Source organism: Gordonia jinhuaensis, from assembly GCF_014639795.1.
Taxonomy (GTDB): Bacteria; Actinomycetota; Actinomycetes; order Mycobacteriales; family Mycobacteriaceae; genus Gordonia_B; species Gordonia_B jinhuaensis.
This window is the reverse complement of record NZ_BMGC01000021.1, coordinates 42320-68241: the sequence shown is the minus strand read 5'-3', so window position 1 is coordinate 68241 and position 25922 is coordinate 42320. Positions and strand designations below refer to the sequence as shown.

Below are 25922 nucleotides of genomic sequence, written 5' to 3'. Positions count from 1 at the left end.
GTCGCGGAACTCCTGGGGATAGGGCTTGGGCACAGCTGGCATCCTTCCAGGCCGCCCGGCAGGGCAAGCCAGATCAGATGTCACCTACTCGTGCACCAGCCCCGTGCGACGCATATGTCGCCTCGCGTACCGCGCAGTGGACCACCGCCGAACTCGATGAACGACTGGCTCAGGTGGGTATCCCCGCAGCGCAGATCAACGAGCTCGCTGATGTGATCGACCACCCGCAGCTGGGTGAACGGGACCGCTGGCGGACAGTCGGTACGTCTGCGGGTGACGTGCGGGCTGTATTGCCGCCCATGAGCTTTCGGGATGTGGAGCTTCGGATGGATCCGGTACCGGGACTGGGTGAGCATACCGACTCTGTTGCCGCCGAGATCAGCACGTCGCGGGTCAGTACGGGCTACTCCGGCGAAGCGTGACGCGGTAGGTGTAGTGCTCGGGCAGAAAGTGACTGATCGCGAGTTCGACGGGCCGTCCGTCGGCGTCACTGTAGAGACGGTCGACGCGCAACAGCGACTCGCCGGCGGCACAGTCCAGCGCAGCCGCCACCTCGTCGTCCGCCTTCGACACCGTGATCGACTGTGCGGCTTCGACTATCGGCGACGACATTCTGGGTTCGAGCAGTCCGATGGCCGTTGCCGTGCTGGTCGCACCGGCCTGTACTTCGGGTACGTCGGTCAGCAGCCGCGCGATCGGCTCGGGCCACCACATCGCGGTGTGCGCGAATGCGACATCGTCATGTCGGCGTCGAAATCCGAAGCGGTACAACACATCGGTGTCCAGGCGCAGTCGGGAGGCCGCTCCCACGTCGACGCATCTGCGTGGCGACTCGAGTACTTCCATCGTGGTGTCGTCGGAGAGGCTCATCAGATCTTCGATGGACCCGAGCTGGCGGAGATAGCGACCAGAGTTCTCCGAGACGAAGGTGCCGCGGCCGGGAACGCGGTACACCCGCCCCTCGGCGACAAGATCCTGGAAGGCTCGCCGCACGGTCTGCCTGCTCAGCCCGAACTCGTCGGCGAGTTCGAATTCGGTCGGCAGCCGCACACCTCCCCGGTACCGGCCATCGGCGATCCTGGTACGCAGGATGGTGGCCAGTGCACGGTAGGCGGGTTCACCCCGATCGAGGAGTTCCACGCAGGCCTACACCCCGCCTCGCGAAACCAGCTGAGAGGCAATCACATTGCGCTGGATCTCGTTGGTCCCCTCGCCGACGATCATCAACGGAGCGTCGCGGAAGTAGCGTTCGGCGTCGAACTCGGTGGAGTACCCGTATCCGCCGTGGATGCGAACCGCGTTCAAAGCGATCTCCATCGCAGTCTCCGAGGCGAACAGTTTCGCCATACCCGCCTCCATATCGCAGCGCTCGCCCCGGTCGTACTGATCGGCGGCGTACCAGGTGAGCTGACGGGCCGCGGTGAGCTTGGTCGCCATGTCGGCGAGGTAGTTGCCGATCGACTGATGTTTCCAGATCGGCGTGCCGAAGGATTCGCGCTGCTGGGCATAGGCCAGCGAATCCTCCAGTGCCGCAGCACCCACACCGAGTGCGCGGGAGGCCACCTGGATGCGGCCGGTCTCCAAACCCTTCATCATCTGCCCGAAACCCTTGCCGGGTGTGGCGCCCAGGATGGCCGACGCGGGCACCCGATAGTCGTCGAAGGACAACTCGCAGCTCTCGACCCCCTTGTATCCGAGCTTGGGCAGATCGCGCGAGACGGTCAGTCCCGGACCGTGTTCGGCCAGGACGATGGAGATGCCGCGGTGTCGCGGCGTCGCGTCGGGGTCGGTCTTGCACAGCAGTGCGATCAGCCCCGACCGGCGGGCGTTGGAGATCCACGTCTTCGATCCGTTGATCACCAGGTCGTCGCCGTCAGCTCGGGCCACGGTGCGCAGCGCCTGCAGATCCGAGCCGCCACCGGGTTCGGTGAGTGCCATCGTGGCGCGCATCGAACCGTCGGCCATCTGCGGCAGATACGTGTTCTTCTGGTCGTCTGTCCCGAACAGGGTCAACAGCTTCGCGACCACGGTGTGGCCGCCCATCGCGCCGGCAAGACTCATCCAACCCCGTGCGAGTTGTTCGGTGACCTGCGCGTAGCAGGGCATCGACACCGGGTTACCGCCGTACTCCTCGGGTACCGCGAGACCGTAGATCCCCATCTGCTTCATCTGGTCGATCCACTTGTCGGGGTAAGTGTTGTCATGCTCCATCTGACGGACCGACGGCTTGACCTCACGGTCGACGAAGTCCGCCACCGTGCTCACGAGCAGTTCTTCCTCATCGTTGAGTCTGGTCATGGTGTTCCTCCTGCACGCGGCCGCCGGTGCGGTCATCTGAGATCTGTACGGCCGAATCGTGTCGACCAAAGCCATTGTGAATTCGCCTGTCTGGTCAGAGTAAGTCTGATAGGACGTACATGGGGCCGATTTGGCCGAACATATTTCCGCCCGGGTGATCGTGCCCGGCAACCGCAGAGGCGAGGAGACGCCGTGGTACGTGGGATCGTCCGCAGGAGGGGAGTGCTCGTGGCGCCCGCCTCCGACCTGCGCAAGGCCACCAAGGCCCTGGAATCCGACGCCGACGAGGTGGTCCTCGATCTCGAAGATGCGGTGACGCCGGCGAACAAGGAGTCGGCGCGGACCGCAGCGGTCGACCTGATCGGTCGCTACGGCGATGGCCGGACTGCGTCGATTCGGATCAACGGAGCCGATTCCGAGTGGTACACCGAGGATCTCGCGGCGTGTGCGACCTGCGGTGCGACGCTCGCATCGGTGGTGGTGCCCAAGGCCCAGAGCGCTACCGATCTGCAGCGTGCCGATGCCGCACTCGGTGACAGTCCCACCCGACTGCAGGCATTGATCGAGACGCCGGTCGGAGTGCGTGACGTCGGGTTGCTGGCAACCGCGACAGACCGCCTCGACGCCTTCGTCATCGGATACGCCGATCTGGCCGCGGCACTGGGACGCAGAGCGGCGATGCGCCACGATTCGTGGATCGTGGTGCAGGATGCGGTGTTGATCGCCGCGCGCGCCGCGGGCATCTCCGCCGTCGACGGCCCGCACCTGACCATCGCCGCCGACGATGACTTCCGGACGGCCAAGACCTGGGTTCGCGACCTGGGCTTCGACGGTACCTGGGTGATTCATCCGGCCCAGCTCGCCACCGCGACAGAGATCTTCACTCCCGACCAGGCGTCGGTCGACGATGCGCGACGTGTGCTCGACGCGTTGGCCGCCGGCGAGCGAAGCGGGGCCGGTGCTGTCGAACTCGACGGTCGCATGCTCGACGAGGCACTGGCGGTGTCCGCGCGCCGCATCCTTGCCAATGCGGGACAGGCGCTATGAGCCCGATCATCGTCGGCGGCCCGTACTTCGACGAACTCGAGATCGGGCAGATCTTCGACGGCGCACCGGCGGTCACACTGACCGACGGTGCGGCGGCAGCTCATCAAGCGATCCTCGGCGATCGTCTGCGCCTCGCGCTCGACCGGCAACTCTCGCGGGAGGTGACCTTCGCCCCGGCGGCGCTGGCACATCCGGGCCTGGTGACCGACATCGCGATCGGCCAGTCCACGCTGGCCACCCACCACGTGAAGGCCAACTTGTTCTATCGCGGACTCCGGTTCCTGTCGTGGCCGCATATCGGCGACACGATCACCACCACCACCGAAGTGGTGGGCCTGCGAGAGAATTCACGTAAGCCAGGCCGTGCCCCCACCGGACTCGCTGCACTGCGTATGCGCACCGTCGATGATCGTGGGCAGACGGTCCTGGACTTCTACCGCTGCGCAATGTTGCCGCTGGCAGCGGGAGCTGCGGCGACCGGCCGCGATGACGATCTGTCGGCGATCGGCGAACCCGACGCGGCGGCTGCAGGCGAGGCCGGCGACCAGAACTGTCCCGACTGGGATCTGCTGCGCTATCGCGAACAGGTGCCCGGAGAGCATTTCACCGCAGATCTGGCCGGGCGGAGATTGCTGACCAGTGCCGATGTAGTCACAGGTGCAACGGAATTGGCTCGGCTGACACTCAATATCGCAGCAACGCATCATGATGCGCGCGTCTCTGGTGATCGTCGACTCGTCTATGGCGGGCACACCATCGGTCTGGCGTTGTCGCAGGCCACCCGTGCACTCCCGAACATCGTCACCGTGCTGGGTTGGCAGTCCTGTGATCACACCGGGCCGGTGCACGAGGGCGACACGCTCAGCAGCGAGATCGAGATCGAACACGCGTGGCCGCTTCGATCCGGGGGTGCGCTGGCGTTGCGGTCGATCGTGCACAGCCACGACTCCGACGGCAGTAGTCGTCCGGTGCTCGACTGGCGCTACACGGTATTGATGGCATGACGAAAGAGGTTGCAGCAATGGCAGGTCCGACGGAGTACGACGACGCGGGTGCGGGGACTGCGCGGCGCGCGACCGGCCAGGATGCACTAGGTCAGGACGCAACGAACAGCGACATGACCGACCACCGGCCCCTTCGCGGTATCCGGGTGATCGAGCTGTCGAGTTTCGTCGCGTCACCGTTGTGCGGGTTGACGCTGGCGCAGCTCGGCGCCGAGGTGATCCGAGTGGATCCGCCCGGTGGCGCGGCCGACATCTCGAGGCTGCCGGTGACCGCCGGCGGAACATCCATCTACTGGACAGGGCTCAACAAGGGTAAGAAGTCGATGGTGCTGGACCTGCGCTCGGATGACGGCCGTGCGCGACTGCGGGAGTTGATCACCGAATCAGGCGATGGCGGCGGCATTTTCGTGACAAACCAGGCCGGACGCTCGTGGCTGTCGCATGAGGGTATGGCCGAGCTGCGTCCCGATCTGATCACCGTGGAGATCCTCGGTCGTCGTGACGGCCGACCGGGCGTGGACTACACCGTCAACGCCGCCCTGGGTTTTCCCGAGATCACCGGTCCGCTCGATCACGCGGGAGTAGTCAATCACGCGCTGCCGGCATGGGATGTCGCCTGCGGACTGTACGCGGCGCTCGCGGTGACAGCAGCGATCCGCGACCGCGAGAAGACCGGACACGGAACCCATGTCACGCTGCCGCTCGACGATGTTGCACTGTCGGTGTCGAGCGCGCTGGGCTATCTCACCGAACCACAGGTCAACGGCGTGAACAGGGATGCGACCGGCAACGCTGTATACGGCACCTACGGCACCGACTTCCGCACCGGTGACGGTGAGCGCTTCATGATCGTGACGCTCACCCCCCGGCATTTCGCCGACCTCGTGTCGCTGACGCAGACGGGGGAGGCGGTGGGAGCCCTCGCCACGGCGCTGGAGGCAGACTTCTCCCTCGACGCCGATCGCTATCGACATCGGGAGCTGCTCACGGCACTGTTTCGTCCCTGGTTCGCCGCGCGCACCGGAGACGAGGTAGCTGTCGAACTCGCCGCTACCTCGGTGCTCCATGAGCGATACGGCAGCTTCGCCGAGACCGCAGCCGGTGACTCGGTGACGGCCAATCCGCTGTTCGCACAACTGGATCAACCAGGTGTGGGGACCTACCGCGCGGCAGCCGCACCGATGGCGTTCGACGGGAGGCATCTGTTCGTCGAACCGGCCGTCGACCCCGCGGACATTCGTGCCACGGCTCGCTCGCGCGACAGCACGGCCTCGCGCACCGGTGCATAGCGAGGATCACCTCAACGTCGTGTGAGAGGACCCGCATAGGTAGTTCCTCATGATCGGTGAGGTGCACGGTCATTGAGATGCCGATCACAACATGGTCGGATGAAGGCGGATGGCTGGTTCACGCCGGCCTGTGAACACTGACGTTCAGGAGGGTGTCGAATGAGTGGTCTCTACCTCGCTCAGCGGGTGCGGGAGCTCGCCAGAACGCAACCGGATTCGCTCGCCCTCGTTGATGGCGATCAGCGATACACGGCAGCCGAGTTCGATGCGCTCACCACGTCGCTGGCATCGGGGCTCTCTCGTGTGGCCGCACCGGGGGATCACGTCGGTGCAGCCGTCGAGGTCGGGATCGCCGGCGGTGCGCTGTTCGTCGCGTGCGCCAAAGCCGGAATGGTCTTCACTCCGGTGAACTGGCGACTGCCCGCCACCGAGATCGCGGCCATCGCCGTTGACGCCGAGATGACGGTCTTCGTCGCGGACCCGCAGTTCGCCGACGCGGCCGCAGCGGTGGCAGACGCACTGCCACAGGTGACTGTGCTGGACACCGGTGACGAACTCGACGTGTTCATCGCCTCCGGTTCCGATGCGGACCCGGGCCTGGGAGACGACCCCCAGACACCGATCCTGCAGCTCTACACCTCGGGTACCACCGGGTTGCCCAAAGGTGTGCTGATCACCAATCACAACCTGCACAACGACGCAGACACGTTGACTGTGTATCGCTGGCAGGAGGATTCGGTCGCGCTCGGTGCGATGCCGATGTTCCACATCGCCGGAACCGGCTGGTTCTGCTCGTGTGTATCGGCAGGCATCCCGCTGGTGCTGCTGCGGCGGTTCGATGCACAGGCCGCTGCCGAGCTGATCGAGACGTGGCGAGTCAGCCACATCTTCCTCGTGCCCTCGACGATCCAGCTGTTGCTCGATCATCTCGAGTCTGCCGACCAGGAACGTGACCTGTCGAGTCTGCGACTTCTCGCCTACGGATCTGCACCGATCACCCCGACTCTGCTGACCCGGGCAATGACGCGACTGCGCTGTGACTTCCTGCAGCGCTACGGGATGACGGAGACCGCCGGATCGGTGACCGCGTTGCGCGCCGAGGACCACCACCCCAACGGCGCGGGCAGCGCGCTGTTGCGCTCGGTGGGTACCCCGTTGCCCGGTGTCGAGCTGGCCATCGGCGACATCTCGACCGGGGAGTTTCTGGGTCCCGGGCAGACCGGCGAGATCCTCACGCGGTCGCGGACCAACGCCCGCTCCTACTGGAAGCGCCCCGAGGCAACCGCTGCGCTCTACACCGCAGAGGGGTACCTGCGTACCGGCGATGCCGGGCACATCGACGAGAACGGCTATCTGTTCGTCACCGACCGCATCAAGGACATGATCATCTCCGGCGGAGAGAACATCTACCCCGTCGAGATCGAATCCGTTCTGGCCGAGCATCCGTCGGTCGCCGAGGTGGCCGTGGTCGGGGTGCCGCATGAGGTGTGGGGCGAGGAGGTGGTCGCCGTCGTACGGGCCGCGCCGACCGGGCCGCAGATTGACATCGACGAATTGATCGATCACGTCGCAGCCAGGCTCGGATCGTTCAAGAAGCCGCGCCGTGTCTTCGTCGTCGACGAGCTCCCGCGTGGAGCCACCGGCAAACTGCTCAAGCGCTCGCTGCGACAACAATTTTCCCGTCCACCGGAGGTAGTCAGTGTCAGTGGGGCGGGAACCGGGGCGGTGCGCCGATGAATGACTGGCAGGTGACCGGCGATGCGCAGCGCGCCGCATGGGCCGACAAGCGGCTGCCGGAGGTCGAGCAGGTACGCCCCGGGCTCTGGTCGATTCCTGTGGCGATGACGGGCAATCCGCTGCGCTACGTACTGATCTACGCTCTCGAGGTCCCGGATGGCGTGGCGCTGATCGACACGGGCTGGCCCAGTCGTGCGGCGTGGACGGCCCTGCAGGATGGTCTGCGCGCCATCGGATACGACGTCTCACAGATCCGCCACATCGCGATCACACACTTTCACCCCGACCACTTCGGTTTGGTGCCGCGGGTTCTCGAGCACACCGATGCCACGGTGGCCATGCACCGCAACGACTCTCGTGAAATCGATCACCGCACCGACGCGGAAGAGGAACTGGAGAAATCCCAGCTCGCCGACCAGCTCCTCGCCTACGGTGCACCCGTCGACGAGGTGTCCTCGTTGCGCGGGGGACTCGTACGATTCGCCGGCGGTCGCACCGTGGACACCGAACTCGTCGACGGATCCGATGTCGGGTTCCCGGGCTGGCACCTGAAAGCGGTGTGGACGCCAGGGCACACCCCGGGACATCTGTGCTTTCTCGACGAGCAGGCGGGCGTGCTGTTCAGCGGCGATCATCTGCTGCCCCGGATCAGCCCGAACATCTCGGTCATGCCGCTGCAGACCGGACACCACCCGCTCGGCGAGTACCTACTGTCGTTGCAGAACTCGGTGGACATCCCCGACGTCGAGGTGCTCCCGTCGCATGAATACCGGTTCACCGGTATCGCCTCGCGGGCAACAGAACTGCTGGCCCATCACGAGGCTCGGCTGGAGGAGATGACCCAGGCGATCGTCGAGCGGCCGGGTCGGACCACATGGGATGTCGCCGCAGCGGTGCACTGGTCGCGCCCGTTCGACGGAATGGGTGTCAACCAGCGCCGGATGGCTGCCACCGAGACCCACGCTCACGTCCTGGTGCTCGTCGAGCGCGGGATCGTGCGGGCGGATACCACCACACCGATGTTGCGGTGGTATCCCAACACGGCGACCGCATCGAGTGAGCCGGGACAGCCGGCGGATGCGCATTCAAGCGACGCCACCTCGGCCGACAGGGTCCGGGCATGACAACCAAGGAGAGCAGTCACGTGAGCGACAAGGTAGTGAGCGAATTCGCCGACGGCGTGGCCGTGTTGACGATCAACCGACCCGCGGCGAAAAATGCCATCGATCTCGAGACCGCGCAGGCGCTCGCGGCTGCGGTCGACGAATTCGAGGCCCGCGACGACATCTCGATCGCCATCCTGACCGGAGCCGGCGGAACATTCTGTGCGGGTATGGATCTCAAGGCATTCACTCGTGGTGAACGCCCCTCGCTGCCCGGTCGTGGATTCGCCGGGATCGCCGCGGCGCCGCCCCGCAAACCACTGATCGCCGCGGTGGAGGGGTGGGCATTGGCCGGCGGGTGTGAACTCGCACTGTCGGCCGACCTCATCGTCGCCGCGAGCGACGCGAGATTCGGGCTCCCCGAGGTGAAGCGTGGTCTCGCCGCGGCCGGCGGCGGTCTGCTTCGGTTGCCGAAGGTGTTGCCGTATCAGGTCGCGATGGAGATCGCGCTCACCGGCGATCCGATCGACGCCGCGCGTGCTCATCACTTCGGCATGGTCAACACACTCGCCGAACCCGGTGAGGCGCTGTCCGCGGCGCGCGAACTCGCCACGCGCATCGCGGCGAACGGACCGCTCGCCGTCGACGCCGACATCCGCGTGGTGGTGTTGACCGGTGCGCAGGGCAACTTCTGTTCGGGTGCCGACCTGAGCAGCGGGGCACTGCCGCATCCGGTCGAACGGATGCGGCGGGTCAATCGCGCCGCGGAACTGCTCGGTTCGTTCGACAAGCCGACCATCGCCGCCGTCGAGGGTTATGCGACCGGCGCGGGGTGGAACATGGCGCTGCTGTGTGATTTCGTGATCGCCTCATCCACGGCGCGGTTCAGCCAGATCTTCGCCCGGCGCGGGCTGTCGGTGGATTTCGGCGGTTCGTGGATACTGCCGCGGCTGGTGGGCCTGCACACGGCCAAACGATTGGTGATGCTGGCCGAGATGATCGACGCCGCCGAGGCCGACCGATTGGGGCTGGTGTCGATGCTCGTCGAACCCGATGATCTGGAGTCGGCCACCGCCGATGTGGCGGGTCGGCTCGCGCAGGGGCCGCCCGTGGCACTCGCCTTGTCGGGGCGACTCCTGGAGGCGGGATCGTCCTCGGGCCTGCGCGACGCACTCGACCGGGAGGCAGCCGCGCAGCCGATCAACTTCGCCTCCGACTCGCCGGGAGCGATCGCGGCCTTCCGGGAGAAGCGCACCGCGCGCTTCGACGGCGTCTGGCTCCCCGACACCGGTAGTGTCGGCGATCACACCGATTCCGTACGATAACCCCTGTGGATCTGCATCTCGTCACATACTTCGTCGCAGTTGTGGACCACGGTGGGATCACCAAGGCAGCGCAGTCGCTCTACATCTCGCAACCCTCACTCTCGCAGGCCATCCGAACCCTCGAAAGACGTCTGGGCGCAACACTGTTCGACCGAACCGGCCGCCGCCTGGAGCTGACCGACGCCGGACGTGCCTTCGACGAGACAGCACGTCGTATCCTCGCCGACGTCGACCGTGCGAAATCGCGCGTGCAATCGGTTCGGGAGCTGCGCGCAGGCCGCGTGGACGTGGTGACGTACTCGGCCTTCAGCATCGACCCCCTCATCGAGCTGACCCGCCGCTTTCGCCTACGCCATCCCCACGTCGTCGTCCGCATCACCGCGGTCGACGGTCCTTCGGCAGTCCTGGGGGCCCTGCGGCGGGGTGCGGCCGAGCTCGGGCTCACCGACATGTCCGCCGACCATGAGTCGTTCACCGCGCTACCTCTGGGTGAGCAGGAACTCGTGCTCGCGATCGCACCGGATCTCGTTGACGGCGTCGCCGATCCGGTGGCGCGGTCGGTGGTGCAGACCCTGCCGCTCGTCGCCGATCTGGCCGATCAGTCCAGCGCCGCCGAACTGACCGATGTGATCGCACCCGACGGCACGAATGTGGCCGTCGACTGCGCACATTCGGCTGCCACATTCGAATTCGTCGCCAGAGGCGTCGGAGGGGCACTGGTTCCGCGAGCGGTGGCCGACAGCCAATTACCCACGGCCCGGCAACTGGCCCTGGATCCGCCCCTGCGGCGGCAGTTCGGTCTGGTGCTGCGGTCGGGTCCGCCCTCACCGGCGGCACTGGCCTTTCTCGAGGTCGCCGGTGCCGGACGGGCCCACGCCGGCGACGAGGAGATCCCGGTGACGTACTCATGACCGCGCGCGTCGTCACTGCCGAATTCATGACCCCCGACATCTACCGAAAGCGGCGCCGCCGATGGAACTGAGGCAGGTCGAGTATTTTCTCGCCGTCGCCGAGCATGACGGGATCGGCGGCGCCGCAGGGGCATTGGGGGTGTCTCAACCCACGGTCTCGCAGGCGCTGCGAGCGCTCGAACGCGAGCTCGGTACACAGCTGTTCCATCGCATCGGGCGCGGCATGGTGCTCAGTGCGGCCGGTCGGGCGATGATCGGTCCCGCTCGTCAGATCCTGCGCGACGTGGCCGCCGCGGAGGATGTCCGCACCGTCGCCGACGGCGAGCTCACCGGCAAGCTCGACATCCTCGCCTTCCCACCCACCTCGAGCGGTCCCGTCGTCGATCTCATCACCGAATTCCGCCGCCTCCACCCAGGCGTCCGTATCCGGCTGGGGGAGTTGCGCGACGAGACCAGTGCCGAGTCGGTCATCGACGACGGACACTGCGAGTTCGTCGTCGCCCACCTGCCGATCGCCGGCGACGGTCTGCAGGTGATCGTGCTCGGCGAGCAGGAGTACTGGCTGGCCTATCCGGCTGGTACCGAATTGCCCAGCGGCGCCGTGCCGATCGCGCAGATGCCGGCCATGCCGATGGTGTTCGTCCCGCGTGGTCAGTCGGTGGCAGACGAGATCGAGGAATCGATCCGCACGGCCGGGATACGGCCGCCGATCGCGGTGCTGTCCGAGCACCGCGAGCAGCGGCTGCCGATGGTGCGCGCCGGAATCGGCGGCACGATGCTCGAACGCGCCATCGCCGAATCCGCGGCTGATCGAGTGGTCGCGCGGCCGGTGGAACCCAGGCTCGCGCGACCCTTCGCCATCGCCTTCGATCCCGCCGGACTGTCACCGGTGGGTCAGGCCTTCGTCGAGATGATCACCGCGGCCGTGGGGGACGGCGCCCGGCGATCATCGATCAGCTGACGCGTTCGAATACGGCGGCCAGGCCCTGACCGCCGCCGATGCACATGGTCTCGAGTCCATAGCGCGCCTCACGTCGATCCAATTCGCGCGACAACGAAGCGAGCATCCGCACCCCGGTAGCGCCGACCGGATGTCCCAGCGAGATTCCGGAACCGTGCACATTGGTGCGGTCGAAGTCGCCGCCTGACCCGAATCGACCGAATCCCCATTCGCGGGTGACGGCGAGGGCTTGCGCGGCGAATGCCTCGTTGAGTTCGATCACGTCGATGTCGGATAGTTCCAGACCGGCCTTGCCCAGGGCCACCGCGGTCGCGGGTACCGGGCCGATACCCATCACCCTCGGTTCGACTCCGGCGACACCCCAGGACACCAGACGCACCAGCGGACGCAGGCCGTGACGTTCGGCCACCTCGGGTGTGGTGACGATACACATTGCCGCAGCGTCGTTTTGACCGCTGGCGTTGCCTGCGATGACGGTCGCCTCGGAGTCGGTGCGCCCCATGATCGGTCGCAGCTTCGACAACGACTCCATCGACACGTCGGCGCGAGGGTGTTCGTCGGTGTCGATCACCTGCTCGCCGTGTCGCGTGGAGATGGTCACCGGGATGATCTCCTCGGCGAGGATGCCGTCCTTCTGTGCACGTACGGCGCGCATATGCGACTCCATCGCGAGCTCGTCCTGCTCCTCGCGGGAGATCGCATACTCCTTGCGAAGGTTTTCCGCGGTCTCGATCATGCCGCCCGCGACCGGGAAGTTCCGGCCACCGGCTGTCGATCGGGCGCGAACAAGACTGTCGTGCATGGCGATCCCGGTCTTCGCGCCACCCCACCGCATGTCGACGGAGTAGAAGGAGGCGTTGCTCATCGACTCGGTGCCGCCGGCGACCACGAGATCGTTGTCGCCGGCCGCGATCTGCAAGGCAGCCTGGATGACGGCCTGCAGGCCGGAACCGCAACGTCGGTCGATGTGCATGCCGGGCACCGTGACCGGCAGGCCGGCGTCGAGTGCGACCACACGCCCGATCGCAGGGGCTTCGCTGTTGGCGTTGCAGTGGCCTAGGATCACATCCTCGACGGCATCCGGAGCGACCCCGGTGCGGCTGAGCAGTCCCCGCAGCGCGGTGACACCGAGATCGACGGCGGTCACCGACTTCATGACGCCGCCGTAGCGGCCGATCGGGGTGCGGACTGGTTCGCAGATCACGGCCTCACGCATGAGGATGCCTTTCTGTGGTGCTCGGGTGGAGCTGGGACGGGCTCTTGCCCGGGTGGAGCGGGGGTCGGATTCCACGGTTACATGAAGCGTCCGCCGGTGACCTCGAGTACGGTGCCGGTCATGTACGAGGACATGTCGGAGGCGAGGAACAGTGCCACACTGGCGACTTCGCTGACCTCACCGGCACGCTGCATCGGAATCTCGGCCATCTTCTGATCCCATGCCTTCTGCGGCATCGCCTCGGTCATGGCCGATCGGATGAGGCCGGGTTGGATGGCGTTGACACGCACGCCGTGATGGGCGACTTCTTTGGCCGCAGCCTTGGTCATGCCGACGATGCCGGCCTTGGCGGCCGAGTAGTTCGTCTGGCCGACCATGCCGACCTTGCCCGACAGTGACGAGATATTCACGATCGCACCGCGTTTGGCCTCGCGCATGATGGCCGCGGCCTTGCGGGTGCCGTTCCAGGTCCCCTTGAGGTGTACTGAGATGACCAGGTCGAAATCTTCCTCGGTCATCGTGCGCATCGTCGCGTCTCGGGTGATGCCGGCGTTGTTGACCATCACGTCCAACGACCCGAAGCCCTCGACGGCGGTGCCGATCAGCTCGTCCATGTCACCGGAATCGGTCACATCGCAGCGCACACCGGTCGCCACCGCGGCGCCGCCCAGCGTGTCGGCAGCGATCTTGACCGCGTCGCCGTTGAGATCGCCGAGTACGACCTTGGCACCTGCGTCGACGAACGAACGCGCGATCTCGAAACCGATGCCCCGAGCACCGCCGGTCACCACCGCGACTCGTCCGGCAAGAAGATCCTGCACGTGAATCACCCCGTCTGTTGTTGTTGAGAATGGTCTCCGGGCACGTCGGACGGACGTGTCACGTTGCGGAGATATCAGCTCGAAACCTACCGCCCCGCAGGGCGTATCCGGGTGCGGTCGGGTATTCGCGCTGACTAACGGTTCATGCTCGATCTCGTATTGGACGCGCGGTTGTGTGGTGGTGGAGCCTGAGTGATATGTCCACACCCACAGCCAGCAAGTCGGTAGTGACCACCTCTGCCGCGTCGTCCAAGCAGGTCAGCGACGACGACTTCCGCGATATCCTCGCCGCCACTCGCGAATTCGTCCGCGAGGTGGTGGTGCCGCGTGAGCAGGAGATCGCCGACTCCAATGCGATTCCCGACGACATCCGGGCCGGTGCCAAGGAGATGGGCCTGTTCGGTTACGCGATTCCGCAGGAATGGGGTGGTCTGGGCCTCGACCTCACCCAGGATGTGGAACTCGCGATGGAACTGGGGTACACCTCGCTGGCCCTGCGGTCGATGTTCGGCACCAACAACGGCATCGCCGGCCAGGTTCTGGTGAATTTCGGTACCGACGAGCAACGGGAGCAGTGGCTCTCCCGCATCGCCTCCGGTGAGGTGGTCGCCTCTTTCGCGCTCACCGAGCCGGGGGCTGGATCGTCGCCGATCGGATTGGGCACCAAGGCCGTGCGCGAGGGTGACGACTGGGTCATCAACGGCGACAAGCGGTTCATCACCAACGCCCCGTTGGCCGATCTCTTCGTGGTATTCGCCCGTACCCGTCCCGCGGACGATGATGGGGCCGGTATCGCGGTGTTCCTGGTCCCGGCGGACACACCGGGTGTGGAGGTCGGGCCCAAGGACGCGAAAATGGGCCAGGAGGGGGCGTGGACCTCGGATGTGCACTTCACCGACGTCCGGGTGGGAGCAGATGCTCTCGTCGGCGGTAGTGAGGACGTGGGGTACCGCGCGGCGATGACTTCACTGGCACGCGGGCGTGTCCACATCGCCGCGCTGTCGGTGGGAGCCGCACAACGTGCACTCGACGAGTCGGTGAGCTGGGCCGCCACCTCCACCCAGGGCGGTACGCCCATCGGCGAGTTCCAGCTGGTGCAGGCGATGCTGGCCGATCAGCAGGCCGGCGTGATGGCGGGCCGGGCGATGGTGCGTGACGCCGCACGCGCCTGGGTCGACAACACCGATCGTCGGCTCGCACCGTCCGCGGTCAAGCTGTTCTGTACCGAGATGGTGGGCAAGGTCGCCGACCTGGCCGTGCAGATCCACGGCGGCAGCGGCTACATGCGCGGCGTCCCGGTGGAACGGATCTACCGCGACGTCCGGCTCCTCCGCCTGTACGAGGGGACCAGCGAGATCCAGCGACTCATCGTCGGTCGCGCACTGGTGAAAGGTGCGATGAAGGCCCAAAGATAGTCCGCTGCCTGAGGGCACGGCAGAAATCGTCCCCCTCAGCGACGTCGAGGGCATACTGCCCTTCCCGCCGCTGAGGGGGACGATTTCTGCCACGGGTCACCGAGTAGCGGTGTGATCCCGGTGTTCACCCCTGACCTGTTCTCGCAGTCGAACCTTCTGAATCTTGCCCGCTGTCGAGACCGGGAGGGCGTCGATCACCATCACGTCGCGAATCTTCTTGTACGGCAGAACCTTCTCGGCGACGTAAGCCATCACCTCATCGGCATCGATCCGTTGGTCGGCTTTCGGGACGACGAAGGCAACGGGTTCCTGGCCCACCGCCCCCGCGTCGCGACCGACCACGGCTGCCGCCGAGATCGCCGGATGGGTGACCAGAATGTCTTCGAGCTCACGCGGATACACGTTGTAACCCTTGTAGATCAACATGTCCTTGGCGCGGTCGCAGATGAAGACGTAGCCGTCGTCGTCGCGATAGGCGATGTCACCGGTGTTGAGCCAGCCGTCCACATACTGAGCCGCAGTGGCCTCGGGATGATCGAGGTAGCCGTCGGTCACCTGGGGACCACGTACCCACAACACGCCTCGTTCGCCGGCCGGAAGTGATACCTCGGTCTCGCCTGCTTCTCGGATCTCGATGTCGGTGTCGTAGGTGGGCAGACCGACGCTGCCCAGGCGATACTCGCCGCCTTCCGACAGGGGTGCCGAACAGACCAGGCAGGTCGCCTCGGTCAGCCCGTAGCCCTCCACCACCGCTGCGGTGGGAAAGCCTGCCGACGATGCGCGCAGTGTCACCGGATCGATCGGGGCCGCACCCGAGGACATCACCCGTACCGAGGAGGTGTCGCGGGTGTCGACGTCGGGATGGGTCGCCAGCGCATGCCACATGGCCGGACTGCCGGTGATGTAGGTGGCCCTGTGCTTCTCGATCAGCTCGAGCATCCTGCCCGGGTCGAACCGTCCGGCCAGAACCTGGGTCACACCGCACAGCAACAGGAATGACATGTTGATCAGTGCATGAGCGTGGAAGAGCGGGGACACCACGATCGTGGCGCCCTCACCGGGGATGACGCCGCGCCCGGGCCCGTCACCGCGCGGCTCCAGTCGCAGCGCGGCGGAGTCGTCGACGAGCACCGCATGCCCGGCGCGCCAGCCGATCATCTGGGTCACATTCGCGATCACGTTGCGGTGCAGCACTCGAACACCCTTGGAGACGCCGGTGGTACCGCCGGTGTAGGCGATGTGCGCGATGTCGCCGGCGCTCGCACCGGTACCGACTCCACCCGCATGCGCGGGTGCTTCCAGGAATTCGGCGAGTGCGATGGTCGCATCGGTAGGGTCGGTCTGTGCGGTCGCCGCCCGATCGACGACGATGATCGCCTCGAGGGTTTCACCCGCCTCGACCAGCCGTGGGGCCTGCTCGGCCTGGGTGAACCCGATCCGGGCGGCCGTCTCCACGATCTGTGCGCGCAGACCGGCCACCGGCTGCAGCGGATTGACCAGTGTCACACTGGCACCCGACCGCAGCGATCCGTAATACGCGAGGATGAAGTCGACGCTGTTGAACAGGTAGAGCACCACCATGTCGCCGTGACCCACCCCTCGCGCGGCCAGCGCCGACGCGATTCGTTGTGTCTGCTGGTCGAGTTGGCGATAGGTCAGCGTCCGGGCCCCGTCGATGACAGCCGGCCTGTCACCGTAGAGAACGGCCATATGCGCGGGCAGCTCGCCGACGGTCACGTCGGGATAGGTGAGAACGGTTGTCGTCGAGGATGACTGGCCTGCGATGTTCGCGACACTCATCTGGGTGCCATCCGGATCGCGCCGTCGAGGCGGATCGTCTCGCCGTTGAGATAGGCGTTCTCGATGATCGACGCGGCGAGCTGGCCGTATTCGGCAGGCTTGCCGAGACGATGCGGATTGGGGACTGTCGCCGCGAGGGAGTCACGGACATCGTCGCGCAACCGGCCGAGCAGCGGTGTGTCCATGATCCCCGGAGCGATGGTGTTGACGCGGATGTGCTTGCTCGCCAGGTCTCTCGCCGCGACGATCGTCATTCCGACGATGCCGGCCTTGGATGCGGCGTAGTTGATCTGACCGATCTGGCCTTCGTATGCGGCAACCGATGCTGTCAACACGATCGCGCCACGTTCGCCGTCGACGTCGGGCTGTCGTGCCATTCGCTCGGCGCCGAGAGCCAAGGCGTTGAACGAACCGATGAGGTTGAGTCGGATCACGAACTCGAAGTCGTCGGATGAGCCGGCATTGCCCTCCTTGTCCAGGATCCGCATCCGGCGGCCCGCTCCGGCGCAATGCACCAGGGCCCGGAGTCCACCGTCGCGATCCGCGGTGTCGAGTGCGGCCGCGAACTGTTCGCGGTCGGTGATGTCGGCAGCGGCGAACTGCGCATTGGCACCGAGCTCCTTGGCGACTGACTCGCCGTCGGAGGTCGGGAGGTCGATCAGGGTGACCCGACCGCCGGCATCGATGATCCGTTGTGCTGCTGCCAGACCAAGGCCCGAGGCTCCGCCGGTGATCGCTGTGCTCACACCCTTGAGTTCCATGTCGTGGATGATCCTTTCGTGGGAGTCAGACCCGCCCGGTGAATCCGGGCGGGTCGAATGTCGGTCCGAATGCGACGCCTGGGTCAGAGGAGCTCGAGGATCGTCGCGTTGGCCATACCGCCTGCTTCACACATCGTCTGCAAGCCGTAGCGAATGTTGTTGTCGCGCATGCGATGGACCAAGCGGGTCATGAGGATGCCGCCGGATCCACCGAGGGGGTGTCCGACCGCGATCGCGCCGCCGAGCGGATTCACCCGATCCATGTCGGCGCCGGTCTCCATCTGCCATGCCAGCGGCACCGGCGCGAAGGCCTCATTGACCTCGAAGGTGCCGATGTCGTCGATGCTCAGACCCGCGCGTGCCAACGCCTTGGCGGTCGCTGGGATCGGTGCCGACAACATCATCACCGGGTCATCACCGGCGACGACGGCGGTGTGGATGCGTGCCAGCGGCGTGAGTCCGTGAGCCGCGGCGGTCTCACTGGACATCACCAACAGTGCTGCGGCGCCATCGGAGATCTGGGATGCGTTACCCGCGTGGATCACACCGTCCTCGGCGAATACCGTCTTGAGCTTACCGAGAGATTCGAGGGTCCCGCCGCGGCGGATGCCCTCATCTCCGGCGAGTACCCCCGGCAGCGGCGCGAGCTGGCCGTCGAAGGCGCCGCTGTCGGTGGCCTGCGCGGCGAGTTCATGTGAGCGCAAGGAGAACTCGTCGAGTTGGGTGCGGGAGAGCGCCCACTTCTCGGCCATCATCTCCGCGCCGATGCCCTGGTTGAACCCGTCGATGCCGTAGCGGTCGAGCACGCTGGCCGGATGGTTTTCGCCGTTGGGGGCGGCGACTCCCATCGGCACCCGACTCATCGATTCCACGCCGCCGGCGATCACCACATCGAGCTGACCCGAGATCACCGCAGCCGCGGCCATGCTCACCGCCTGTTGGCTGGACCCGCAGGCGCGCGTGACGGTGGTACCGGGGACCGACTCGGGCCAGCCGGCGGCCAGCACCGCGGTCCGCGCCACATTCGTGGCCTGCTCGCCGGCCTGGCTGACACATCCCCAGATCACATCGTCGACCAGCGTCGGGTCGATACCGGTGCGGTCGACGACCGCCTCGAGGACATGCGCGGACAGGTCGGCCGGGTGGATCCCCGCCAGCGCTCCGTTGCGCCTGCCGATCGGGGTACGGACGGCGTCGACGATCACTGCGTCTGTCATTGTGGTGTTCCCTTCATCGCCGCCCGGGGCGGAGTGATTCTGATGTATTGAGACGAACATGACTGCCCTTGGATCACAAATGGTTTCGCGTTCAGGGCGCCATAGCGAGGGCCTATGCTTGTGCCGGAGACGGCTCGCGGATGGACTTCTTGTCGCGGTCGGGGTGCACGAAGACGAGTGCGAGGATCGCGGCGACCGCGGCGATCACGCCGAGGATCTGGAAGGCGCTGGCGTAGCCGTCGGCGGGATTCTCCGCCGCGTCGACGATGACTCCGGTCGCATACGGTGCGACGAGACCACCGATTGCCATGATCGCGATGAAGAAGCCGAGGGTTCCCGCCATCTGCCGTGGGGGACAGATCTCCGAGATCGCGGCGTTGAACAACGGGAACACCGAGGCGGCGAAGGCGTAGCCCACCGAGAGCACCAGCACTGCGATGATCGGGGTCTCCAGTGTGGGCAGCGTTGCGAGCATGACGCCGCAGATCAGGACGCCGATACTCGGTACGACGATGCGAACCGTCCGCGACGAGGAGCCGCGCGACATGAGCCGGTCTCCGGTGGTGGTGGACAACAGCATCAGCGCGAGAGAGATCAGCGAGGGAAGCGCGAACAGCGAACCCGCGGTGACCCGGCTGTAGCCGAGTCCCACCTCGAAGTAGGACGGGAGCCAGGTGAGCACCACCGTGACCAGCGCATACACACTCATCACCAGCAATGCGCCGAAGACGAAGCTGCGTGAGAGAAGGATCCGGCGCCACGGGACTGTCGGTTCGGGACTGCCCTGCACGCGCTGGTCGGCGGTGGGGATATCGCTGTTGACATTGGTGTACGGTCCTTCGCGCCAGGTCAGCAGCCACACCGCACACCACAGCGCGCCCGCGATCGACAGCGCCACCAGGGCTGCTCGCCAGCCGAGGCTGACCGTGACGACGGCGAGCAGCGGTGCGATGGCGATCTTGGAGATCGACGCGGCGCCGGCCAGGAGCGCTGAGGGCAGACCGCGACGGGTGGGCGGATGCCATGAGTACGCCGACGTGTGCATCAACGCCGAACTCGGGCCCTCGGCGATGCCCAGTAGCAGGCGGCTGGCGACCAGCACGGCGAAGGTGGCCACCGCGACCAGCGGCAGCATCGCAACGGCCCAGCACAGTGCGATCAGGGCCAGTCCCCAGCGCAGTCCGAGCCAGCGGTTGAGTGCACCGGCGAAGAATCCGCCGATGGTGAAGGTGAGGAAGAACAGGCTGCCCACCAGTCCGATGTCACTCGAGCGGAGTCCGAGGTCTTCGGAAAGGGGCTGGGCGATGATGCCCAATACGGCCTTGTCGGCGTAGTTGATCACGTAGAGCGCGACCAGCAGGCTAGTCAAACCCCAAGCGGCATTGCGTGATTCGCCTGCGGGTCCGAGTCTGCGGCCACGTGCGCTCGGCGGGGGAGATGGCGCGGCGGGGGTTTCGACGGCCTCATGGTCATCGGAAGCGGCGAGCGTCATGACTGTGTCCTTCTGTCCAGGGCGTAGCAGGTGGCATGGATTACGTGATGCCGTGCCACGTGGTGTAGATCACATGACCATTGGACGTGCCCGACGGCCGATGAGGCAACAGCCGGGAGGTGATTCGACGCATAGGCAGTTCCTATATCGCCTCGGTGAGGCCCGTATTCACGGCTGCCTGAACGCCTCTCATTGCCTGGCCCTAACTGTCCGTTAGTCGACGACGGACTTACTGTGAGCGCGGTCACGAGGCATGCTGAAGCCATGACGCGGTTGGCGCAGACCTTGGGTCTGACAGAGTTGCAGACCGAAATAGTCCACAACGTGCGGACTTTCGTCGACAAGAACGTGATTCCTGTGGCTCAGGACCTCGAACATGCCGACGAGTATCCGCAGGAGATCGTCGACGACATGGCGGCGATGGGCTTGTTCGGCCTGATGATCCCCGAGGAGTACGGCGGTCTCGGGGAGTCGTTGCTGACCTACGCGCTGTGTGTGGAGGAATTGGCCCGTGGCTGGATGAGCGTGTCGGGTGTGATCAACACGCATTTCATCACCGCCTACATGATCCGCCAGCACGGCACCGACGAGCAGAAGCAGCACTTCCTGCCGCGTATGGCCACCGGTGAGGTGCGCGGCGCCTTCTCCATGAGCGAACCCGACCTCGGCTCCGACGTCGCGGCCATCAAGACCAACGCCAAGAGGGGCGCCGACGGCGACTACACGATCAACGGCGCGAAGATGTGGCTGACCAACGGGGCGACGTCGAGTCTGGTGGCGGCACTGGTGCACACCGACGAAGGCCAGGACAAGCCGCACCGCAATCTCACCACCTTCCTGATCGAGAAGCCGGCCGGATTCGGCGAAGTGCTTCCCGGACTGATCATTCCGCGCAAGATCGACAAGATGGGCTACAAGGGGATCGACACCACCGAGCTGATCTTCGACGGCTTCCATGCCGGTGCCGACGACATTCTCGGCGGTGTTGCGGGCCGGGGATTCGGGCACATGATGGACGGCGTGGAGGTGGGACGCGTCAACGTCTCCGCACGTGCCTGTGGTGTGGCGTTGCGCGCCTTCGAATTGGCAATCGACTATGCGCAGCAACGTTCCACCTTCGGTAAGCCGATCGCCGAACATCAGGCGATCGCGTTCTCACTCGCCGAGATGGCGACGAAAGTCGAAGCGGCGCATCTGATGATGGTCAACGCCGCGCGTCTGAAGGATTCCGGCGAACGCAATGACGTGGCCGCGGGCATGACCAAATACTTGTGCAGTGAGTACTGCGCCGAGGTCACCCAGGCGAGCTTCCGGATTCACGGAGGTTACGGCTACTCGAAGGAATTCGAGATCGAACGACTGATGCGCGAGGCGCCGTTCCTGCTCATCGGCGAGGGAACGAGCGAGATCCAGAAACAGATCATCAGCAAGGGCCTCATGCGCGAGTATCGACACTAGCGCCATCCACACCACAACCACTCGTCAGACCAACAGGCAGGAGCACAGCGTGCAGAGGACTCTGTTCAACGAAGATCACGAGGCCTTCCGGAAGACCGTGCGCGACTTCATCGACAAGGAAGTCGCCCCCGTCTACCGCGACTGGGAGAAGCAGGGCCATCCGCCCCGCGACTTCTACAACAAGCTCGGCGATCTGGGCGTACTCGGCCTTGAGGTTCCTGAGGAGTTCGGCGGCGGCGGTGTGCACGACATCGCCTATGCGATGCTCGTCGCCGAGGAGTGCTCGGCTGCGGGGGTGTCCTTCGGCAGTTATTCGGTGCACTCGAACCTGATCCTGCCCTACCTGCTGACCTATGGCACCGAGGAGCAGAAGCAGCGGTGGCTGCCCGGCTTCGCCAGCGGCGACATCATGTTCGCCATCGCGATGACCGAACCCGGGACGGGATCGGATCTGGCCAACATCGCCACCTCGGCGAAGTTGTCCGAGGACGGCACGCACTATGTGCTCAACGGAGCCAAGACGTTCATCACCGGTGGGGCGCTCGCCGACCGCATCCTGGTGGTCTGCCGCACGTCGCCGTTCGATCCGCAGGACCGCCGTGCGGGCCTGTCGATCCTGGTGGTCGACACCACGTCCGAGGGCTTCTCGGTGGGACGCACGCTGGAGAAGATCGGCCTGAAGGCCTCCGACACCGCCGAACTGGCCTTCTCCGACGTGAAGGTGCCCGTGGAGGACCGCCTCGGGGAGGAAGGCAAGGGGTTTTCCTACCTCACCCACAACCTCGCCCAGGAGCGCCTGGAGATCGCGATCGGTGGTTCGGCGACCGCCGCTGCGGCGCTGGAGCACGCGTTGGCGTATACGAGGGAGCGCACCGTATTCGGCAAACCGGTTGCCTCGTTCCAGAATTCGAAGTTCGTCCTGGCCGAGTGCTCGGCCGATGTGGAGGCGATCCGCACGCTCGTCGATCATGCGATCGAGTTGCACAACCGCGGTGAGCTCACGGTCGCCGACGCCGCCCGGGCGAAGCTGTTCGCCACTGAGACCGCGGGGCGTGTCATCGACAAATGCCTGCAGCTGCACGGCGGCTACGGGTACATCCTCGAGTACCCCATCGCCCGGCTGTACGCGGACACACGTGTCTCGCGCATCTACGGCGGGACCAACGAGGTCATGAAGACGATCATCGCCAAGGATCTGGGGCTGTGACCTTGTGGTCGACCCGCGGGCCTGCTCGGCTAGGGTCGCCATCATGAGCGAATGGAAAGCCTTCGAGGTGGCGGTTGCCGACGGCATCGCCGAGATCACCCTCATCGGTCCCGGCAAGGGCAATGCCCAGGGCCCCGACTTCTGGCGTGAACTGCCTGATCTGGTCGCCGAGATCGATGCCGATCCGCAGATCCGGGTCGCGATCGTCAGCGGGTCCGGGAAGAACTTCTCCTACGGCCTCGATCTGGCCGCGATGGCCGCGGACTTCGGTCCGGTGCTCGCGCCGGGTGCGCTTGCCAAGCAGCGCACCGCCTTCCACAAGCTGATCAAGGACATGCAGAGCGGGATCACCGCGATCGCGCAGAGCCGCGTCCCGGTGATCGCGGCCGTACACGGCTGGTGCATCGGCGGCGGCGTCGATCTCATCACCGCCGCCGATATCCGCTACGCCAGTGCCGACGCCAAATTCTCGGTGCGCGAGGCGCGGGCGGGGATGGTCGCCGACATGGGGTCACTGCAGCGTCTGGGCTCGATCATCGGTGAGGGGCACCTCCGTGAACTCGCCTTCACCGCCGCCGACATCGACGCGGCTCGCGCCGAGCGGATCGGACTGGTCAACGAGGTCGTCGCCGATCACGAGGCGGTGCTGGAGTTGGCACGTGCGACTGCGCGCACCATCGCCGACAATCCTCCGCTGGTGATCCAGGGCGTCAAGGACGTGCTCAACCACCAGCACGTCGGCGAGGTCGACGAGGGATTGCGGTATGTGGCGGCGTGGAATGCGGCGTTCCTGCCGTCGAAAGACATCACCGAGGCGATCACGGCGGTGTTCGAGAAGCGTGCACCGCGATTCTCCGGGGAGTGATCGCGGGGCAGTGATTGCGCGGGGCTGATCTCGCAAAATGGTCACCTCAGCGCATCGATGGGCACATATGTGTTCATCGCGGCGCTGAGGTGACTGTTTTGCTGATCGCGCCGACCTACTCCGGGTCGGCGTTGGCCTTCGCAGCCGACTGGGCCAGCTCGGTGAGCAGCGGCGGCATGTCCATCGTCGGCACCACTGCCTCGATGAGCGTCATCCGCGACTGATCGGCCGCCGCTGCGGCGATCGCCCCGTCGAGTTCAGCGGGGGTGGTCGCGCGGAACACCTGGGCCGAGTCGATACCGAAGGCCGCCGGGATCTTCTGCCAGTCCCACTCGACGATGTCGTTGTAATAGGACTTCTCGCCGTGGATGGCCCGTTCGATGGTGTAGCCGCTGTTGTTGACCACCACGATCACCGGGTTGAGTTCCTCGCGGTCGAAACTTCCGAGCTCCTGCACCGTCAACTGCGCAGCACCGTCACCGATGATGAGAACGGTTCGTCGATCCGGTTGTGCGACACCGGCTCCCAGTGCCGCGGGCAGTGTGTAGCCGATGGATGCCCACAGCGGTTGTCCGATGAAGGTGACGCCGTGCGGAAGCCGGTGCGCGGCGAGGCCGTAGAACGAGGTGCCCTGATCGGCGAGAACGACGTTGCCCGGCGTGAGTGCATCGCTGAGCTTGTCCCACAGCACATCTTGTGACAGCGGTCCGTCGACGTCGTCCACGGTAGCGGCCACCGGCGTGATCTCATCGGGGAGTTCGGGTGCCGGGGTGTCACGACGTGCGAGGATCGTGGTGAGCGCTTCGAGCGCATCACGCATGTCCAGCGGCGCGTATACCTTTCCGGCGACCCGCGATTCGTGAACCCCCACCGTGATCGTGCGCTGCTCGTCGATGTTCTGGCTGAAGAAGCCACTGACCATGTCGGTGAACTGGACACCGGCCATGACCAGCGCCGGCGCATCCTCCACCGCGCGGCGCACATGCTCCTCACTGGCCGCCCCGGCATAGATGCCCAGGTAGTTGGGCAGGCTCTCGTCGAGCAGGCTCTTGCCCCACATCAGCGTGGCGTAGGGGGCGTTGCCTGTCTTGAGCAGCGCATCGAGTTCCTCGACGACGCCGAGCCGATGGACCAGGAGGTCGGCGAGGACGGTCACCTGTTTGTCGTCGATCAGCTGTTCGGCCGCCTCCACGAACAGCGACAATGCGCGCGGGCTCGAGCCGTCGGTCCGCGGGATCAGCGGAGTCGTCGGCGGCTCGGCCGGGAATCGCGCCACGTCGGTGGCCAACAGCAGGTAGCCGGGCAGCTTCTGCTCGTGCACGTCGAGCAGCACCCGATCGATCTCTCGGGTTGCGGTGGCCGGGGTCAGATCGGCTTGCGAACAGGTGAATTCCCTTGCGGCACGCAGGAAGTGGCCGAAATCGCCGTCGCCGAGCGAGTGGTGCACCACCCGGTGACCCGCCTGGGCGTCCTTGGATGGCGCGCCCACGATGTGCACCACCGGAACGTGCTCGGCGTAGCTGCCCGCGATCGCGTTGGCTGCCGACAATTCACCGACACCGAAGGTGGTGACCACCGCCGACATACCCCGCAGCCGTCCATAGCCGTCGGCGGCGTAGCCGGCGTTGAGCTCGTTGGCGTTGCCCACCCAGCGCAGTGTGGGATGGGCCACGATGTAGTCGAGGAATTCGAGATTGAAATCCCCGGGTACACCGAACACTTCGGTGACACGGAGTTCGGCGAGGCGGTCGAGCAAATAGTCGCCGACGGTGTAGTCCGCACTGGTCATGAGTCGTGAACATCCTCTCGTGAAGGGTCGATGACGCGACTCGTCGCCCGCCATTGTGTGGCGGGCGACGAGAGTGTCGTCCTCGACGTTACGACGTTGAGCCCAGGTGTGCCGATCGGGCAGTACTGAATGTAAACAACTTGCTTCGAACTAGTGGATGTGCGCACCGTTCGAAACAGGCACGAAACGACACACTGTCGTGTGGT

At 65.8% G+C, this 25922-nt stretch carries 22 protein-coding genes and 1 pseudogene; 14 read left to right on the top strand and 9 right to left on the bottom strand.

All coding sequences use genetic code 11. The annotated features are described in order from the left end of the window. A partial coding sequence (locus IEW22_RS13810; RefSeq protein ID WP_188587193.1) for a CoA transferase occupies positions 1–422 on the top strand: 422 nt, incomplete at its 5' end. On the opposite strand, the gene IEW22_RS13805 is transcribed toward IEW22_RS13810, so the two are convergent. Further along, on the bottom strand, positions 394–1140 hold the full coding sequence (locus IEW22_RS13805) for a GntR family transcriptional regulator (RefSeq protein ID WP_188587192.1): 747 nt from the start codon (positions 1138–1140) through the stop codon (positions 394–396). The genes IEW22_RS13810 and IEW22_RS13805 overlap by 29 nt on opposite strands. A gap of 6 nt (positions 1141–1146) precedes the next feature. Then, on the bottom strand, positions 1147–2298 hold the full coding sequence (locus tag IEW22_RS13800; RefSeq protein WP_188587191.1) for an acyl-CoA dehydrogenase family protein: 1152 nt from the start codon (positions 2296–2298) through the stop codon (positions 1147–1149). A 228-nt stretch (positions 2299–2526) separates the two neighbouring features. On the opposite strand from IEW22_RS13800, the gene IEW22_RS13795 reads away from it, so the two are divergent. From IEW22_RS13795 to IEW22_RS13760, 9 genes and pseudogenes are all read left to right on the top strand, one after another. Then, positions 2527–3345, top strand: coding sequence for an HpcH/HpaI aldolase/citrate lyase family protein (locus IEW22_RS13795; RefSeq protein WP_229742660.1), 819 nt, complete (start codon positions 2527–2529; stop codon positions 3343–3345). Further along, positions 3342–4349 carry a MaoC family dehydratase gene (locus IEW22_RS13790; RefSeq protein ID WP_188587189.1) on the top strand — a complete coding sequence of 336 codons (1008 nt, stop codon included), beginning with the start codon at positions 3342–3344 and terminating at the stop codon, positions 4347–4349. The genes IEW22_RS13795 and IEW22_RS13790 overlap by 4 nt, the downstream gene beginning before the upstream one ends. A gap of 113 nt (positions 4350–4462) precedes the next feature. Continuing rightward, positions 4463–5638 (top strand): CoA transferase, encoded by a 1176-nt coding sequence (locus IEW22_RS13785; RefSeq protein WP_188587201.1) that lies wholly within the window; start codon positions 4463–4465, stop codon positions 5636–5638. A gap of 159 nt (positions 5639–5797) precedes the next feature. Beyond that, positions 5798–7375 (top strand): AMP-binding protein, encoded by a 1578-nt coding sequence (locus IEW22_RS13780; protein ID WP_188587188.1) that lies wholly within the window; start codon positions 5798–5800, stop codon positions 7373–7375. Then, positions 7372–8499: an MBL fold metallo-hydrolase gene (locus IEW22_RS13775; RefSeq protein ID WP_188587187.1), complete on the top strand. Its 1128-nt coding sequence runs from the start codon at positions 7372–7374 to the stop codon at positions 8497–8499. The genes IEW22_RS13780 and IEW22_RS13775 overlap by 4 nt, the downstream gene beginning before the upstream one ends. Further along, positions 8496–9152: pseudogene (locus IEW22_RS20570) on the top strand (crotonase/enoyl-CoA hydratase family protein); the annotation flags it as partial. The gene IEW22_RS13775 and the pseudogene IEW22_RS20570, both read left to right, overlap by 4 nt. Continuing rightward, complete coding sequence (locus IEW22_RS20565; RefSeq protein WP_229742658.1) at positions 9138–9803, top strand: enoyl-CoA hydratase/isomerase family protein; 666 nt, start codon at positions 9138–9140, stop codon at positions 9801–9803. The pseudogene IEW22_RS20570 and the gene IEW22_RS20565, both read left to right, overlap by 15 nt. A gap of 5 nt (positions 9804–9808) precedes the next feature. Continuing rightward, a complete protein-coding gene (locus IEW22_RS13765) occupies positions 9809–10714 on the top strand; it encodes a LysR family transcriptional regulator (protein WP_188587185.1) in 906 nt (301 codons plus the stop codon). A 61-nt stretch (positions 10715–10775) separates the two neighbouring features. Beyond that, positions 10776–11675 (top strand): LysR family transcriptional regulator, encoded by a 900-nt coding sequence (locus tag IEW22_RS13760; protein WP_188587184.1) that lies wholly within the window; start codon positions 10776–10778, stop codon positions 11673–11675. Here IEW22_RS13760 and IEW22_RS13755 read toward each other — a convergent pair. Continuing rightward, positions 11668–12891: an acetyl-CoA C-acetyltransferase gene (locus IEW22_RS13755; protein ID WP_188587183.1), complete on the bottom strand. Its 1224-nt coding sequence runs from the start codon at positions 12889–12891 to the stop codon at positions 11668–11670. The two genes, IEW22_RS13760 and IEW22_RS13755, sit on opposite strands and share 8 nt — an antisense overlap. 77 nt (positions 12892–12968) lie before the next feature. Beyond that, positions 12969–13712: a 3-oxoacyl-ACP reductase FabG gene (fabG, locus tag IEW22_RS13750; RefSeq protein ID WP_188587182.1), complete on the bottom strand. Its 744-nt coding sequence runs from the start codon at positions 13710–13712 to the stop codon at positions 12969–12971. 197 nt (positions 13713–13909) lie between these two features. On the opposite strand from fabG, the gene IEW22_RS13745 reads away from it, so the two are divergent. Further along, the gene (locus IEW22_RS13745) at positions 13910–15127 is read left to right on the top strand and encodes an acyl-CoA dehydrogenase family protein (protein ID WP_188587181.1); all 1218 of its coding nucleotides are present in this window, start codon (positions 13910–13912) and stop codon (positions 15125–15127) included. Between the two features lie 96 nt (positions 15128–15223). Here IEW22_RS13745 and IEW22_RS13740 read toward each other — a convergent pair whose 3' ends face one another. The 4 genes from IEW22_RS13740 to IEW22_RS13725 form a co-directional block, all read right to left on the bottom strand. Beyond that, entirely contained in the window at positions 15224–16927 is a 1704-nt protein-coding gene (locus tag IEW22_RS13740) for a class I adenylate-forming enzyme family protein (protein WP_229742652.1), read from the bottom strand. Then, positions 16924–17688: an SDR family NAD(P)-dependent oxidoreductase gene (locus tag IEW22_RS13735; protein WP_188587180.1), complete on the bottom strand. Its 765-nt coding sequence runs from the start codon at positions 17686–17688 to the stop codon at positions 16924–16926. Before IEW22_RS13735 ends, IEW22_RS13740 begins: the two co-directional genes overlap by 4 nt. Positions 17689–17771: 83 nt before the next feature. Continuing rightward, positions 17772–18905, bottom strand: coding sequence for a thiolase family protein (locus IEW22_RS13730; protein ID WP_188587179.1), 1134 nt, complete (start codon positions 18903–18905; stop codon positions 17772–17774). Between the two features lie 112 nt (positions 18906–19017). Then, positions 19018–20397 carry an MFS transporter gene (locus tag IEW22_RS13725; RefSeq protein WP_188587178.1) on the bottom strand — a complete coding sequence of 460 codons (1380 nt, stop codon included), beginning with the start codon at positions 20395–20397 and terminating at the stop codon, positions 19018–19020. Positions 20398–20661: 264 nt separating this feature from the next. Here IEW22_RS13725 and IEW22_RS13720 point away from each other — a divergent pair, with 264 nt between their 5' ends. From IEW22_RS13720 to IEW22_RS13710, 3 genes are read left to right on the top strand one after another with little or no spacing between them, the layout of a single operon-like run. Then, positions 20662–21855: an acyl-CoA dehydrogenase family protein gene (locus IEW22_RS13720; protein WP_188587177.1), complete on the top strand. Its 1194-nt coding sequence runs from the start codon at positions 20662–20664 to the stop codon at positions 21853–21855. Positions 21856–21904: 49 nt separating this feature from the next. Then, on the top strand, positions 21905–23062 hold the full coding sequence (locus tag IEW22_RS13715) for an acyl-CoA dehydrogenase family protein (protein ID WP_188587176.1): 1158 nt from the start codon (positions 21905–21907) through the stop codon (positions 23060–23062). A gap of 43 nt (positions 23063–23105) precedes the next feature. Continuing rightward, positions 23106–23927, top strand: coding sequence for a crotonase/enoyl-CoA hydratase family protein (locus IEW22_RS13710; protein ID WP_188587175.1), 822 nt, complete (start codon positions 23106–23108; stop codon positions 23925–23927). A gap of 115 nt (positions 23928–24042) precedes the next feature. Here the strand turns inward: IEW22_RS13710 and IEW22_RS13705 are convergent, their stop codons facing one another. Continuing rightward, entirely contained in the window at positions 24043–25716 is a 1674-nt protein-coding gene (locus IEW22_RS13705; protein WP_188587174.1) for an alpha-keto acid decarboxylase family protein, read from the bottom strand. Positions 25717–25922: the final 206 nt, after the last annotated feature.

What these genes read in the sequence shown, in the direction of transcription:
- IEW22_RS13800 (WP_188587191.1), bottom strand. Translation starts at nt 2,298, where the DNA reads ATGACCAGACTCAACGATGAGGAAGAACTGCTCGTGAGCACGGTGGCG.
- IEW22_RS13790 (WP_188587189.1), top strand. Translation starts at nt 3,342, where the DNA reads ATGAGCCCGATCATCGTCGGCGGCCCGTACTTCGACGAACTCGAGATC.
- IEW22_RS13785 (WP_188587201.1), top strand. Translation starts at nt 4,463, where the DNA reads ATGACCGACCACCGGCCCCTTCGCGGTATCCGGGTGATCGAGCTGTCG.
- IEW22_RS13780 (WP_188587188.1), top strand. Translation starts at nt 5,798, where the DNA reads ATGAGTGGTCTCTACCTCGCTCAGCGGGTGCGGGAGCTCGCCAGAACG.
- IEW22_RS13775 (WP_188587187.1), top strand. Translation starts at nt 7,372, where the DNA reads ATGAATGACTGGCAGGTGACCGGCGATGCGCAGCGCGCCGCATGGGCC.
- IEW22_RS13760 (WP_188587184.1), top strand. Translation starts at nt 10,776, where the DNA reads ATGGAACTGAGGCAGGTCGAGTATTTTCTCGCCGTCGCCGAGCATGAC.
- IEW22_RS13755 (WP_188587183.1), bottom strand. Translation starts at nt 12,891, where the DNA reads ATGCGTGAGGCCGTGATCTGCGAACCAGTCCGCACCCCGATCGGCCGC.
- IEW22_RS13745 (WP_188587181.1), top strand. Translation starts at nt 13,910, where the DNA reads ATGTCCACACCCACAGCCAGCAAGTCGGTAGTGACCACCTCTGCCGCG.
- IEW22_RS13740 (WP_229742652.1), bottom strand. Translation starts at nt 16,927, where the DNA reads ATGAGTGTCGCGAACATCGCAGGCCAGTCATCCTCGACGACAACCGTT.
- IEW22_RS13735 (WP_188587180.1), bottom strand. Translation starts at nt 17,688, where the DNA reads ATGGAACTCAAGGGTGTGAGCACAGCGATCACCGGCGGAGCCTCGGGC.
- IEW22_RS13730 (WP_188587179.1), bottom strand. Translation starts at nt 18,905, where the DNA reads ATGACAGACGCAGTGATCGTCGACGCCGTCCGTACCCCGATCGGCAGG.
- IEW22_RS13725 (WP_188587178.1), bottom strand. Translation starts at nt 20,397, where the DNA reads ATGACGCTCGCCGCTTCCGATGACCATGAGGCCGTCGAAACCCCCGCC.
- IEW22_RS13720 (WP_188587177.1), top strand. Translation starts at nt 20,662, where the DNA reads ATGACGCGGTTGGCGCAGACCTTGGGTCTGACAGAGTTGCAGACCGAA.
- IEW22_RS13710 (WP_188587175.1), top strand. Translation starts at nt 23,106, where the DNA reads ATGAGCGAATGGAAAGCCTTCGAGGTGGCGGTTGCCGACGGCATCGCC.
- IEW22_RS13705 (WP_188587174.1), bottom strand. Translation starts at nt 25,716, where the DNA reads ATGACCAGTGCGGACTACACCGTCGGCGACTATTTGCTCGACCGCCTC.